The organism is Acinetobacter sp. 25-47-122, from assembly GCF_056779695.1.
In genome coordinates this window covers 89,784-104,795 of record NZ_JBWYIJ010000007.1, presented here as the reverse complement: position 1 = coordinate 104,795, position 15,012 = coordinate 89,784, and the positions used below count along the sequence as shown (strand labels likewise).

General features: G+C 38.2%; 12 protein-coding genes and 1 pseudogene. 10 read left to right on the top strand and 3 right to left on the bottom strand.

The annotated features are described in order from the left end of the window. Positions 1-104: 104 nt before the first annotated feature. Positions 105-1,649 (bottom strand): LA2681 family HEPN domain-containing protein, encoded by a 1,545-nt coding sequence (locus tag AC1M9P_RS08215; protein ID WP_481587287.1) that lies wholly within the window; start codon positions 1,647-1,649, stop codon positions 105-107. A 65-nt stretch (positions 1,650-1,714) separates the two neighbouring features. Further along, positions 1,715-3,772, bottom strand: coding sequence for a methionine--tRNA ligase (gene metG / locus AC1M9P_RS08210; protein ID WP_481587286.1), 2,058 nt, complete (start codon positions 3,770-3,772; stop codon positions 1,715-1,717). Positions 3,773-3,956: 184 nt separating this feature from the next. Between metG and AC1M9P_RS08205 the strand changes: the two genes are divergently transcribed. Beyond that, the gene (locus AC1M9P_RS08205; protein ID WP_481587285.1) at positions 3,957-4,763 is read left to right on the top strand and encodes a hypothetical protein; all 807 of its coding nucleotides are present in this window, start codon (positions 3,957-3,959) and stop codon (positions 4,761-4,763) included. A 148-nt stretch (positions 4,764-4,911) separates the two neighbouring features. Beyond that, positions 4,912-5,262, top strand: coding sequence for a hypothetical protein (locus AC1M9P_RS08200; RefSeq protein ID WP_092766966.1), 351 nt, complete (start codon positions 4,912-4,914; stop codon positions 5,260-5,262). A 40-nt stretch (positions 5,263-5,302) separates the two neighbouring features. Here the strand turns inward: AC1M9P_RS08200 and AC1M9P_RS08195 are convergent, their stop codons facing one another. Further along, entirely contained in the window at positions 5,303-5,581 is a 279-nt protein-coding gene (locus AC1M9P_RS08195) for a hypothetical protein (RefSeq protein ID WP_481587284.1), read from the bottom strand. 376 nt (positions 5,582-5,957) lie between these two features. Between AC1M9P_RS08195 and apbC the strand changes: the two genes are divergently transcribed. The 8 genes and pseudogenes from apbC (at position 5,958) to AC1M9P_RS08155 (ending at position 15,000) form a co-directional block, all read left to right on the top strand. Continuing rightward, complete coding sequence (gene apbC, locus AC1M9P_RS08190) at positions 5,958-7,241, top strand: iron-sulfur cluster carrier protein ApbC (RefSeq protein ID WP_481587283.1); 1,284 nt, start codon at positions 5,958-5,960, stop codon at positions 7,239-7,241. Between the two features lie 143 nt (positions 7,242-7,384). After that, complete coding sequence (locus AC1M9P_RS08185; protein ID WP_179999384.1) at positions 7,385-7,540, top strand: hypothetical protein; 156 nt, start codon at positions 7,385-7,387, stop codon at positions 7,538-7,540. 272 nt (positions 7,541-7,812) lie between these two features. After that, a complete protein-coding gene (locus AC1M9P_RS08180; protein ID WP_035269555.1) occupies positions 7,813-8,406 on the top strand; it encodes a LysE family translocator in 594 nt (197 codons plus the stop codon). Between the two features lie 114 nt (positions 8,407-8,520). Beyond that, on the top strand, positions 8,521-9,090 hold the full coding sequence (gene dcd, locus AC1M9P_RS08175) for a dCTP deaminase (RefSeq protein WP_004694514.1): 570 nt from the start codon (positions 8,521-8,523) through the stop codon (positions 9,088-9,090). A gap of 218 nt (positions 9,091-9,308) precedes the next feature. Then, a pseudogene (locus tag AC1M9P_RS08170) lies at positions 9,309-10,718 on the top strand (hypothetical protein); the annotation flags it as partial. 106 nt (positions 10,719-10,824) lie between these two features. Continuing rightward, positions 10,825-11,514, top strand: a complete 690-nt coding sequence (locus AC1M9P_RS08165) for a hypothetical protein (protein WP_481587282.1) — start codon at positions 10,825-10,827, stop codon at positions 11,512-11,514. Between the two features lie 25 nt (positions 11,515-11,539). Beyond that, a complete protein-coding gene (locus tag AC1M9P_RS08160; protein ID WP_481587281.1) occupies positions 11,540-14,008 on the top strand; it encodes a DUF6160 family protein in 2,469 nt (822 codons plus the stop codon). A 32-nt stretch (positions 14,009-14,040) separates the two neighbouring features. Next, a complete protein-coding gene (locus tag AC1M9P_RS08155) occupies positions 14,041-15,000 on the top strand; it encodes a DUF6160 family protein (RefSeq protein ID WP_481587280.1) in 960 nt (319 codons plus the stop codon). The last annotated feature ends 12 nt before the right edge of the window (positions 15,001-15,012 follow it).

Sequence of the window (15,012 nt, the reverse complement as noted above, 5' to 3'; positions counted from 1 at the left end):
AAGTAACAAAACCCCTTTGTTCGTTAGAGGGCACGTCCGTGTTCCCCTAACGAACGGGCGACATCCATGTCGCATGTCATGTGATTAAATACTGTTTTAGCTACTTAATAAATTTGATTAAAATCTTTTTTATGAACCGTAATTTTTATTACATTTTTACTATCATGAGGTCGTTTTTGGCGAAAATCTTCAACAATTGCAAATACTGTTGAAAAGATGGCAGATCGAGTAAATTGAAGTAAATTTTCAAGGCTACTTTCAAATTCGTTGATTTTTACATAAGTATGAGTTGAGTCATTAGTGAACTCATATGAATCAGGAACTAAAAATAAAATGTGATGTTCTAATGCATTTCGCCAATTTTTATAAAATCCAAATTGCCCACTTTTTTCATTCAGATCATATATAAGACTATTGATCGCAATCAAAGCAAAATTTTCTTTTTCTTCAAGTTTTACTTTATTTGTATGCCAAAAATTATTAAAAGCCGTATTTTTATTAATTGTTAATCCAAAATATTGGCAAAGAAAAATTGCTAACTTATCTAGTATAGAAAAGCATAATCTAAAACAAGTTCTTAATTTTTCAGATCTTATGTTAATAATCTCTTGATCATATAATTCTGAGTAACAACTTTCAAAATCAAGCTTCGAGCTCTCGGTAGATTTAGATTCATAGTAGAGAACGCGAACCAAAGAGAACTCAGCTTTAATACGGTTTAAGTATTGTTCGTATTGAAGAATTTTGTCAGAAGAAATCACACCTCCTAATAAAGTGAGATTATCTCGTTCATTAGCGATGCATGAACAATACATTCCATGGACATTTAGTGTTAAATTTTCATCTATGCACCATTGTCGAAATTCACTCATTGAGTAATATTCTTTATGGGTTTCTAATTCGTCAATATCTAAATTTTTGGAACTTAATTTTTGAGTTAAATAATCTATTTTACTATTGTAATAGGGAATCCAAGCCTTAGGTATTAAAGGAGATTCGCTAGCAAACTTATATCCTTTGATTATTTCAGTAATCATTTTTTCAGTGCGATGATCTAATAATTGGTCGAATTGCTCTAAACATGATGTTCGATTTAACCATGCTTGAGGGTAGGGAGTATTTTGTTCAATTACGGAATTATAGAGTTGTAAAGCTTCTGAAAAACGAAATTGTTGTTTGAGAGTATTTGCAAGATTAATTATATTTTGCTGGTATAAATCGTAGTTATTTTCCTTTTTAATTAATTTATATGCTTTCCAATATAGGTTTTTAACATCATTATATAAATCTAAATTTTTAAAATTTACTTTTTCTTCGGAATAACCACAGTCATTTGCTAAAGATAATTTTCCATTTGCTAAATTATAATAATAGTTAATATTTGATTGAGTTTCATAATGCTCTGAGTTGGTTTCTAAAATTTGGATACCTTTAGAAACAGCATTTTTATTTCTTAAAGATGTACCTACGTCTATAAACTGCGCTGCTAAATTAAACAATAAATGTAATACTGATTCGGAAGTTTCATACTTTTCGAGTTCATTTAAGATCTTCTCCGAATCTAACAATGCTTCATCATATTGTTCAGCATCAATAGAGTTAGAAATAGCATTTATGACATCATTAATTTCTTGTAATGTTAGTTTCATTTAAATCATTTGTATAAAAAAGCCCCACTAAGAATATAGCAGGGCTTTTTATAAGTGTCTAAAAATTAAGAAACTTTATCACCCGGTTTAGCACCAGATTCAGGTGAAATCACCCAAACACCTTCGCCATTACCCGCAGCTAACACCATACCGTTAGAAATACCAAAACGCATCTTACGTGGTGCAAGGTTAGCAACCATTACCACCAATTTGCCTTTTAAGTCTTCAGGCTTATAGAACTCACGAATACCGCTAAACACGTTACGTGGTTCAGCTTCACCAACATTTAAAGTGAGTTGTAAAAGTTTATCCGAACCTTCAACGTGAGCGGCTTCAAGAACTTCCGCTACACGTAGGTCAACTTTCATAAAGTCTTCGATACCGATAATTTCAGCTTCACCCACTTTCGGCTCAGCTTTCTTCTCTTTGGCTTTCTCTTTTTTCTTCTCAGCTTTTGGTGCTTCAGCAGGGGCAGCTAAAGAATCTTTAGATGCATCCACCATGGCAGCAACCGCTTTCGGATCAACACGTTGCATCAATGGTTGGAACAATGCAATTTCATGTGCAACCAAGATTTGCTTACGAGATTCAAAGTTGAAGCTGTCAAGCTGTAAGAACGCTTGAACTTGTTCTGCCAATGTTGGCAATACAGGCGCAAGGTACACCGCCAATTGACGGAATAGGTTAATACCCACTGAACACACATCATGAACTTGTTGTTCTTCGCCTTCAATTTTTGCTAAAGCCCAAGGCTTTTTCTCATCAATATATTGGTTAGCTTTGTCCGCAAGCGCCATGATTTCACGAATCGCAGTTGAGAACTCACGAGCTTCATAAGCCTGAGCAATTGAATCACCAGCATCAATAAAGCTTTGAACCAACTCAGGCTCTGCACAAGTCGCAGACAATTTATTGTCAAATTTCGTGTTAATGAATTTCGCACAACGACTTGCGATGTTCACCACTTTACCAACAAGGTCAGAATTCACTTTTTGAACGAAATCATCAAGGTTCAAGTCAGAATCTTCAACTTTGTCAGAAAGTTTAGACGCAAAGTAGTAACGTAAATATTCAGGGTTTAAATGCTCTAAATACGTTTCCGCTTTAATGAACGTACCACGAGATTTTGACATCTTCTGACCGTTTACAGTCAAGAAACCGTTTACGAATAGGCTTGTCGGTGTACGGTAGTTGGCACCTTCAAGCATTGCAGGCCAGAACAATGCGTGGAAATACACGATGTCTTTACCAATGAAGTGATACACCTCATTTTTAGAATCTTTTTTCCAATAGTCATCAAAGCTTAAGTCAGGACGTTTAGTTTTGATGTAATTTTCAAAGCTCGACATATAGCCGATTGGCGCATCCACCCAAACGTAGAAATATTTGTTCGGTGCATCAGGGATTTCAAAACCAAAGTAAGGCGCATCACGCGAGATATCCCAATCTGACAAACCTGCTTCAAACCATTCATCAAGTTTGTTGGCAATCGATACAGGTAAACGACCTTCGTCACGTGTCCATTTTTGTAGGTATTCACCAAAGTTAGGCAGTTTAAAGAAGTAGTGATCTGAAGATTTCTCGACAGGTGTCGCACCGCTCAAAGTTGATTTTGGATTGAGTAATTCAGTTGCGTTGTAGGTTGTACCACATACTTCACATGAGTCGCCGTATTGATCTTCCGCTTTACATTTCGGGCAGGTGCCTTTAATAAAACGGTCAGACAAGAACATGCCTTTTTCAGGGTCGAATAACTGGGTTACAGGACGAACTGCAATATTTCCTGCTTCACGGTTCTTAATATAAATCTCAGAAGCACGTGCTTGGTTTTCAGCGCTGTTGGTTGAGTCGTAGTGATCGAAATCAACCTTGAAGCCGGCAAAGTCACGCTCATGTTCTTTTTGCACATTGGCAATTTGCTGTTCTGGAGTAATGCCGTTGGCTTCGGCACGTAGCATAATTGCTGTGCCGTGAGCATCGTCCGCGCAGACATAAGTCACGTTATGACCCATTGCACGCATCGCACGTACCCAAATATCTGCTTGGATATAACCGAGTAAGTGACCCATATGGATCGGGCCATTGGCGTATGGAAGGGCGTTAGTGACTAAGATATTACGCACGGATCTGACTCTCTCATTCGTATTTTATGCAATGGGCGATAATTTTACATGAGATAGGCGAGACTTGCATAAGCCTTTTGATGAATTCTTATTTATTAACAAAGTTAGAGCACGTGGAAAGGCTACTTTGTTACATACTTATCAGGGATAATAGATATCCTGCTATTCACCTGAGTGTTTGACGATGTATGACGATTTTGATGATTATGAAGATGAGCAACCTGTAAAACGCATCAAATTGAATGTGCAGGGCTTACCAACTCTGGGTAAGCAAATTCTTAATCAGGCACAGGATTATCTTGATCAAATCTCACAAGGCGAACATACACTTTTAGTCAATCATTTACGTGAACTTGCCCAGCAAGATGAATATTTTAATGTGCTTGCCGATCAGTTGGATCAACCTGTCGGTTCGAAAGTTGCCAATGATGCGTTAAATCTGATGCGCTTTTGGCAACAAATTCATGCTTATGAAGATGTGCAAAGTTTTAACTTACTTGATGTTATTAACACTGAAGCTTTTCAAAAAGATGTGTTGACCGCTTTCGATGCTATGCAGATCGATGAGCAGAATAAAGCCTTGCGTCGTCCTGTGATTATAGAAGCTTTTAAAATATATAAACTCGGCTGTTATGCAGGTTGTGTACCATTACTTTATGCCCAACTTGAAGGTTTACTGACAGATGTGCTGATTCAACAAGGTTTCTTAAAGCAAAATGGCACGAAGTTAGTCGATGTTTATAAAATTGTACCGGGTTTGAAAGGCAATGAAATTAAGAGCCTCTGGCATAAATCTAAGATTGCCATTGAGCTTAATCCGTACTTTGCAGAACTCGCGGCTTATAAAATGGATTCAAGCTCGAATGTGACTGCGACACGTCATAATATTTTGCATGGCACGGATGTCGAGCATTTCACACAAGCACGAAGCTTTATTTTATTTATTTGGTTGTTTTCTGCATTGAACTTTATGTCGAGTATTCGCTCCTAAATTCATCATTTTCAAATCAAAAGTTACAGCGTAGTGTTGTTCTACATCATCATGTGAGAAATTGTAGTGATTCGAAACATTTACGATGAGCACTGCAAATCTTCGATATAACTAAGATTCACTATCAAAGCGATAAAGAGGATTGAAGATGTCGAATAATAAAATTGATGACTTAAAAAACAAAGCTTCAGAACTCGGCGATGATCTGAAATTGAAGGCGAAAGAAGCTGAGCTGAAAGGCGAGAAAGCATTGGATCAAGTGAAGCATGGTGCAGCAGAAGCCAAGCTTGAAGGTGAAAAAAAACTGAATGATCTTAAACATGACACGCAGCAAAATTCTTCTGAAGCGCATTCAACTTTAGATGATTTAAAACATAAAGCGGTAGATTTAAAAGAGCAAGCAGCAGATAAATTGCATGACCTTAAAGATCAAGCGAGTGAAAAATTTGCGGATCTTAAAGCAAAAGCATCAGAGAAAATTGATCAACTGAAAAAGTAAATTGATCACAAAAAAGCTCATCATCAGATGAGCTTTTTTTTTAATTTTTTCTAATCCATTCGATTTTTCTAATTTCATTATTCACCACAGTAAACGTGTAAATCAGATCATGAAATTCGTAGGTATAGCTATAAGCCGTAAAACGATTTTTTCCTTCTTTCCATTCATAATGTTGTGTTGAAGTCGGCGTCTGCTTCATGTGTGAGCTTAATTTTGCATAAGAGTCACCTAAGCTGATGATTTGTCCTGAAGGAGTACGAAAACTTCGGGATTCATTGGCGGCATAGCCTAAAATTGGTAGAAGGAGCATTGTGCTCATTAAGGCAGTTATTGAGCGTGTTTTTAATTTAAGTTTCAGATTTATTTGTTTTAAAGACATATCGAAGTGTTATCTTGGTTTTATATTCTTTTCAATTTTAATGTGAAAAATTCGCTATTGTGTTGGTATTTGTTGAAGGAATGAATCACTTGCAACATGAATCAAGGTGTTTAACAGTGAAATCAAGTTTATAGCCCTTATCAATGACAGCATCGGAAATACACCAATAAAAATAATAAAAAAGCTGACTAATTTAGTTGGAATTCGACTAACATATTTCTATTCAAACGGGGATCAATATATTGTTGCTTAACCTTGTTGATATTTCTCGTTAAACTATTCCTTTATCAGTTTCTGTCCAGACTTGGAGTACGGTATGTCGTGGCTTTCTTCACTCAAATCTGTTTTTTCACCCTCAAAGGAGGTGAATGAAGAGGCTGTACAACACGTATTACAACACTACGTTTTGCCGAATTCTGACAATTTTTTGAAAGATCGAATCACACAGGTCAATGTTGAAGGTGATGTACTGCAAATTACCATTAATACCGTGCCAAGTGAAAAAGATCAGTTACAGCAAATTCACGATGAACTCGCTGATGCTTTGGAAAAGTGTGGGATTAAAGAGCTGAATATGCATGTCATTCAGCAGAAAACAGGAAGTCATGCTCAACAACAAGGTGGTTGTGGGCACAACCATGCAGCAGGTGAAAGCTGTTCAAGCAAAAAAGCCGAAGCCCCAAAATCCAATCTGCCTCCTGTTGTAGATGCATCTGCAAGCCAAGATGCGGTAAAACAAGCGAATGCGAATTACCAACCTCAACAAGAAGAAGCCCCGATTCAAAAAGCTGCACCACAGCAACGTGATGTACCTAAGCATCCACGTATCCAGAACGTGATTTTAGTTTCGTCAGGTAAGGGTGGTGTAGGGAAATCAACCACTACGGTAAATTTAGCTCTGGCATTACAAAAGCTCGGGCTGAAAGTAGGTGTGTTGGATGCAGATATCTATGGTCCAAGTATCCCAACGATGCTTGGCAATGCCGGTAAAACCCCAATGATCGAGGCAGAACATTTTGTACCGTTGGATGCTTTTGGTATGGCGGTGTTGTCGATTGGTCATCTGACAGGAGATCACAATACTCCTGTGGCTTGGCGTGGTCCAAAAGCAACAGGCGCATTGATGCAACTGTTCAACCAAACCCTTTGGCCTGATCTTGATGTATTAATGATCGACATGCCACCAGGAACAGGGGATATTCAATTAACTCTGGCACAACGTATTCCAGTGACCGGTGCAGTGATCGTGACGACACCACAAAATGTCGCATTGATGGATGCGACCAAAGGTATTGAATTGTTTAACCGTGTTCAAATTCCTGTGATGGGCGTGGTGGAAAATATGTCGACACATATTTGTTCAAACTGTGGCCATGAAGAGCAAATCTTTGGTACTGGTGGTGGCGATAAGTTATCGGAACAATACGATATTCCATTACTTGGACGTTTACCATTGAATGCGAAAATCCGAGAGCATGCCGATGAAGGTAAACCATCTGTATTGATTGGTGATGATGCCGCAGATAGTTATATTGAAATTGCACAGAAGATTGCAGCTGCATTGCCTAAAGCTGAAAGAGATCAAAGTCGGATTTTCTAACTATTTGAAAAGACTCAATGTTAAACCTGTCTAAGTCTTACTTAGGCAGGTTTTTTTGTTGACCGTTCGTCGTTTTAGGATTATTTACTCTAATTTTTCTACCTAAAATATTTTTTGAAATTTCACGTTATATGGGTATAGAAATGCGTTCAATCACTGCAATGAAGATGGTTATGATTTCTCTCATTCTGTCAACGACAGCTTCTGCTGCCATTATTCCTTATGTTGATTATCCTGAAGAATTCCAAAAGAAATCTTTAAATATTCAGGTTCAAGAAGCTGAACAACAGTCAAATTAATGCTTGAACTCAGCATCACAGCGTGAATGGACTGTGATGCTGAATTTCATCGATGAAGAACGTGCTATAAGCATTTTTGCAAAAGTACATCATGTTTTTCGTTTCGATTACATCGTGTGACTTCAGAGTTATAATTTAAATGACAAACTAACCTGATGAAAAATATTACAAAAAAAATTGTGTTTCATTCTTGAGAAATTTTCACACAAATAATATTTTGCCAATTGAAATAATCCTGATTAATCTGAGCGCATTATCAGCGAGGTCATCCTATGATTTCATGGCTCTTTATTGCGTTGGTTACCACGATTTTATTCACACCCGGACCAACCAATACTTTACTTGCATCTTCAGGCATACAGGTAGGTATTAAAAAGTCATTTCGCTTAATACCCGCGGAAGCATTAGGCTATCTTATTGCCATCACTGCATGGGGGTTTTTAATTGGTCGTGTCACCACTCATTTGCCAATTTTGCCAGTGATATTAAAATTATTTAGTTCATTCTATATTATCTATCTGGCCATCAAATTATGGCGCACTGCCAACGTAGAACATCAGTTGAACCAGCCCACCATCAAAGCTTCTGAATTATTCTGTGCAACTTTACTCAATCCTAAAGCTTTGCTTTTTGCCTCGGCTATTTTCCCTGCAATTGTTTGGGTGAGTGTAGATTATTATATTGCGCACATGTTGATGTTTATTTTATTGATCCTACCCATCGCTTTTATTTGGACACTCATTGGGTCGCTGTTAGCCAATAATAAAATTAAATGGTTAAACCAGTCCAATATGCAAAAAACAGCATCCTTAGTCCTGATGAGTTTCTCAATTCCAATGAGTTATTCGGCATTGTTAAGTCTTTAAGATGATTCACCGCAGCAGACTGAACAGGAATACAAATCGTGGGTTATTTCCATTGACGGGGTTTTCAGTTAAAGTACAGCGCAGTAATTGAATATGTATTCTGGGAATAAATAAATGGCTATTAAGTCTGATCGTTGGATTCGCGAAATGAGCGAAAAACACGGCATGATTGAACCGTATGCAGAAAACCAAGTTCGTTTAGACGAAAATGGTCAAAAACTCATTTCATATGGCGTTTCAAGCTATGGTTATGATGTTCGTTGTGCGCGTGAGTTCAAAGTGTTCACAAACGTTCACTCTGCTATTGTTGACCCAAAAAATTTCGATGATAAAAGTTTTATCGATATCGAAGCTGACGTGTGTATTATTCCACCTAACTCATTTGCACTTGCTCGTACAGTAGAATACTTCCGTATCCCACGTAATGTCTTAACGGTGTGTTTAGGTAAATCAACCTATGCGCGTTGCGGTATTATTGTAAACGTGACGCCACTTGAGCCAGAGTGGGAAGGTCATGTGACCTTGGAATTTTCAAATACAACCAATTTACCTGCACGTATTTATGCTGGTGAAGGTGTTGCTCAAATGTTATTCTTTGAGTCTGATGAAGTGTGTGAAACATCTTATAAAGATCGTGGTGGAAAATACCAAGGTCAAACAGGTGTAACTTTACCTAAAACCTAAGTATTGAATTGTAAGACTTCATGCAAAAAGCAAACTCAATGAGTTTGCTTTTTTTATAAGTGTCTGAAAAATTGAGCTTATTCATTTATCGGAAAAAATGCCAACCCAATCGCAATTTTTTGCAAATTCCACTTCATTTATATACTATAAACTGTGATGTAATCTTAATATTAAAAGAGAAGCATGGAATTCTTCTCTGAACAATTAAAAATATAAATATGGTGCAAGGCATCGTATACGGGAAGGTCGAGATGGCACTTAATTATACGAACATATTTAATCAGACTTTACTTGCAAGTTTAATGACGCTTACTACGGTTTCGGTCTACGCATTGCAGCCTCTTTCGGATGAAAATTTAAGTGCGACGACTGGTGAGGGTGTCGCCATGATTCCTCAAGATGCTTATTTTGTTTTTCAAGGGGAAAATTCAACTGCGGCAGATTTAATGAATCGCCAAAAAGATACTGGATATATTCATCTCATTCCAGTGGGTCCTTTAACAGATGCGGCATTGGATACCAATAAAAATGGAACAGTAGGGTCAGAAGATCATTCCGTCGGTAAGGCTGATTTGTTCGTATATGGTCTCGCATTATCTAAATCTGATAATAATCATAATACGCGCTTAGCTGCGACAGACAAAGATGCACGTATAGGATCATGGGGAACAGCAACCAATCCATGGCTACTTCGAGTCGGTACTGAAAATCAGGTTCCAAATTTTGATTTAAATAAAACATGTATAAGTAATGATCCTAGCTGTCAGGTTCCATTCTTGACGCTTGAAGCTCCATTAATGGACACAGTTCGTCCTACAGATGCAGCTAATGGTCTTGATGCTTATAAATTAAAGATGGCCATGTGGGCGGATGCTTTTGTGCTTGATCCTTCTCGTAAAGAAGGGGATCCACTACTTTACCAATTGGGGGAAAAAGCAGGAACGAGTAATGCGGATCGTGCTAATCGACTTCGTTTACAGGCCATTTGGAATAATTTTTCCATTAATGGAAGTAATATAAAAATCTTTCAAACTTTAAATGGTGCAAATAACCAAGCAGGCATGAGTGCATTTTATAACAACACCTTGGGTGTTGCTGGACTTGTGCGTTTGAACTCAGGTGATGGTCAAAATCTGACGACGGGGAATAAAACAGCCAATATTCTTAGACTGAGTACGCGTGAAACATCAGACACTCCTAATTTACAAACCCCTGCCATCAACAATACTCTGGCACCAGTATTTGATGCCAATGAGGGTATCTTTATTCATAATTTGAATGCCAATATCGTATTGGGTTCACTCTATCAGCCTTTGATTCTAGGCTCTGATGGTAAAAACTTTAGTTTGGAACTCACGCGTATTCCAAATAAACCTGAAATTTATAAAAAAATATACACAGATTATAGCAATCCAAACTCGACAGAATATGCGGGCTCAACCTGTAACTTTTATAAATGTGGTACCAATGGGTTGAATGGCTATCAAGGGACGAATGCAACACATAGCAGTATCACTATTGGAAGTACTTCTTATAACGCTGCGAATAATACTTTAAGTGCTTATAAAGGATCAGATGCAGTAGGTATAAGTTTTGGTGCAGTCAATCCAATTCCCCAAACGCCTAATGCCGCATTGCCACCGTCAAATTTTAAAAATATGGGTTCTGCGGTCATTGATGGTGTTCTTATTCAGCATATGAAAATCACCACAAAAGGATTATAGGAGAGCATTCATGAAAAATTCATTAGTCGCTGTCCTATTCAGTGTTATAGCATCAATGACTTATGCACTTGAGCCCATGTCAGATGAAGCTTTAAAAAATGTTGAAGGACAAGCTGGAGCTGATCTCTCATTAAAACTTTCTTTAAACCAAAAGTTAGTGACTGAGAATAATGTTCAACGTTATGTTTTTGATGATGCACTGTGTAAGGATGTGGAATATTGTCGTCTCGCGCTTGCTGTCAATAATCGCTATATCAAAGATGGTCAAGCAAGTAGTACAGATGGTTTTAAATTATGGCTTGTTTTTAAAGGGATTCAGGGTACTCTAAATATTCAAAAGATTGGCTTGGATGGTGTAGATATCAGCTATAAAAATGATTCTGGTACTGATCAGCTTAAAGCAGCGATGCAACTAAGCTTTGATGCATCTAAGCCAATTCAAATTCGTAATTTTGGTTTTGATGCTTTGGCTTTTGGTCAGGATAAATTTACCAGTAATGCCACCACTGAGGGTGTAGGAACAAGTCCTGCTGACTATGGTTACCTGCAAGTGACACGTTATGATTCATCTAATGCTCCTCGTTCTGCATATGACCATGGGCGAGAAACTGGTTTTATGGGTTTAAAAATGAATGGTAATTTAGCTGTTCAGGGTAACGTCATGATGTTTGGTTGTGACGGCAGTCACCAGCGTTGTTGAAATTAGACATGCATAAGGAAATGTGATGAACAATAAAAAATATAATCACAGCTCATTGCTGGTTATGAATGCATTAAGCCTGAGTATCTTGCTTGCAAGCGGTCATGCCATTGCTTTAGAAGTGATGCATGACGAAGCTTTGCGAAATGTGAATGGTCAAGATGGTGTTCATATCTCGACAACATTGACTGAAGCCAACATGGATCAGGTCTATTGGCAAGATCAAGCAGGTCGTGGCAGTAGTGGAGCAACCAATAATACATTGCAGGCAACAGCAGATAATGTCTTTATTCGAAAAAGTAATGTATCTAATCAAACACTAGGGGCAGACATTAAAATTAACGCTGGAAGCAATGCGAACCAAGCAGGGTTAGACTTCAATGCCAGTGTGACACCTGCTTTAGTGACCATGAATAATCTTAGAATTTGTGATAATGAGAGTTCAAGCCGTTGTAGTTTTTCAATGGGTCAATTGGCTTTACAAACTACTTCGAATACTGATTTATCGCTTAGAACGATTCATGGATTATTCAGCAAAGAGAACCTTAGCGAAATCGCACTAGGGATTAAGAATGCCAATATCTATTTAGGGCAGACTGATGCACGAAATCAACTCAACCAACTTGTTTTAAACAACTTCAATTTCAACTTCAAAGCACGTGGTGCCATTTTTGTCGATGAGGTTGAGGGATTGAGAATGCAGTCGAATACACGTACAGGGTCGACAGATAATGTTGCCGGTATGAGTAGTACGCCTAATGATAATTTGGGTTATGTGGATTTAAACCGTGTTGCAAATTCGGCTTCAAAAAATGCAGGATTTATTAACACAGGAACCTATGGCAATGGTAAGTCAGGTGCTGAGGGTGAAACAACAAACTCAGGTCTAAATATCGAAGTAATGTTGAATAAGAACGTGAGCTCAAATGACCCATATGCTTTAAATAGCAATACAAATAATCCTCAAGGAGCTAAAGGACTCATCCGTGTAGGTGCCAGCGGGCGAATGGTCAATTCATCGTTGCAATTTCGTGGTACAAAAGGCAAGGAAAGTGTTCTAGGAAATGCCAATAGTCCAACGGCTTCATCCAGTAATAGTGTAATTGGTGATTCTGGAATCGGATTCCGTATGAAAGCTGACTTTACCAAAGACAATGATTCAATGCTCGGAAGTGATGGCCAAGCAACGACTTTAGAAATTGGTGGGGCAGGTCTAAATGCATACGGTTTTGAGTTTAGTAACTTAACAGGGTTAAGACCAAATACTCGAGCATCTTTTGACAGTGGTAATGTGTATCTCAATTTAGCAGATACAAAAACACTGCGCTTACCTGAAAACGAAGTGTTCCAAAAAAGTCGTTTTGGTAATGGAAGTTATTTAACCTTAGCAACTGATTATCAGCACCAAATTCATAATGCAGTAACAGGTGATAATCCATACAGCTTGATTGCTGCGATTCGTGGTGCTGAATTTCAGTCTATTTCCCGCCGTGGACGTTTTACCAATAGTGCAGGAACACCAGGAGCTAACTTGTTTGCGAATACAAATGTTAAAAATGAGTGGGGCTTGGCACTGCCTTTTTATAATCTGAATGCCAATCTTGCTCTATATGGAACATCAGTTCGTGCAGATCAAGCTTTTTATTACACATTAGCAGGCTCCGATGTTGTTAAAAACATGATTGCTACAGCGGGTAATACCTCAAGAATTGGTTTGTCTTTTGCAATGAGTACCTCTGGGGTAGATCGAGCTAATGGTCAAGCGCTAGGCAATAAAACCACGTCAATTTTAGTGGTTGATGGAGGTAAGGTAGGCAGTGGAGATACGGCAACTTCAACAGATTACTATATGGGTTTACGTAATATTGATCTGTACGCGAAGGGAACAGGAAATATGGGCGTAGAAAATGGTAGTGTAAATGTCAGCTTGCGCGATATGTTGATTGTTTTATCAACAGAAGTTGCTGCGGGATATCTGCCAGGTACCATTTATAAAACCTGTAAATTAAATAGTGGAGCAGCAGGATGTGCTACGCGAAGTTCATCACCAGATAACAATTTTGCTTTAGCTGATGATGTGATGTTTGTGGTGAAATCACGTCTTGGTGGTGATGTTGATTTTTCTTTAATTCCAAATAATGCTGCTGAAGATGGTCAGAACTTATCTTTTGTAGGTGAATTAGAGCTGAAAGGTGACAATAACACCTTCCAAATTACCGATCCTCATAATGGTTCAACACTTGGTTTAGACCGTTTGACAGGTAAAATTGCATTTAATAATGCATTGGTTGTTAGTAAAGATCAAAATGGTGCGGGACAATTTGGTGTGAATGCTGCCTTGATGTTCAATCCTCAAAAGACAACTTCGGGTGTTTTTAGAGCAAGAGACATCAACTTCTATCCTCCAACTGTAGGTGCTGGCGCTCGTTTAGGCGAATTGGCCATTACTGGCGGTCGCTTGAATAGTGAATTGCGCATTACACCTCGAAATTAATAAGTAAATATGGAAAGTTGAGGGATAGACTCATGAATATGATAAAAACAAAACGATTCAGTTTACTTATTTTGACCACTGCGGTGGGATTCCCGTGTTTTGCTATGCAACCATTAGATGATCAGTCTCTTTCGTCTACTACTGGTCAAGATGGGATTAGTATTGGTATTGGAATGGATAAGATCGAGTTCACACAGGTTGCGATCATTGATCAAGATGGAATTAAAGATCCAATATTAGGAAAAAATTATTCACAAGCTGCTGGCTTAGTGGTCGCAGGTCCAACTGGTAATCCAATTCAGGTTCAATTTTTAGGTCATACCCCTGGTTCGTCTACAATCAATGCAAAAATTGATACAGACGGAGGTAATGGCACGCCATTTGCCAATATAGGTATCACTTTTGCGGAGCAAATTACTGGGTTTAAATTGAGTCCATTCGCACTCTATATCGCCAGCAGTAATCAGGTGTCTAGCACTACGCAAACTAAATCGATTTATAATGATCTGAAGCAGTTGGTGCCCGGTGTCGCTAAAATTTTAGAAATAGGCAGTGCTGATCGAAACTTTGAAATTACATTAAATCAATCCCAACGTCCTCAGATCAATGTTCAATTAGGAAATGTGCCTCAAGGCTACATGGTCCAGTTTGGAGGCGCAATTCAATCAATCTGTGGCACAGGCTCAGGCTGTCCTATTGCATTCGTATCTGGTAATTCTTCTGCAAAATTCGATTTTCAGGCTAAAGCTACTGATCAAAACAATGGTTTTTCATTATCTGGTTTCCATGCAGGTGTTGCACCTTCAGGTATTTACATCGGAAATACAGGACAATCTAGTAAAATGAATGTTGGTCTCAACAATGTGATGTTGGGACGTGAGGGGGCGAGTAGTCCGACGGTCTTTAATGGTTTAGCGAATGGTTCAATGGGGAGCTTTGGGGCTATTGGTACATCTGTGAAAGATTTGAAAGTGAATATCAACGGTCTATAAAAAATCCCGCGA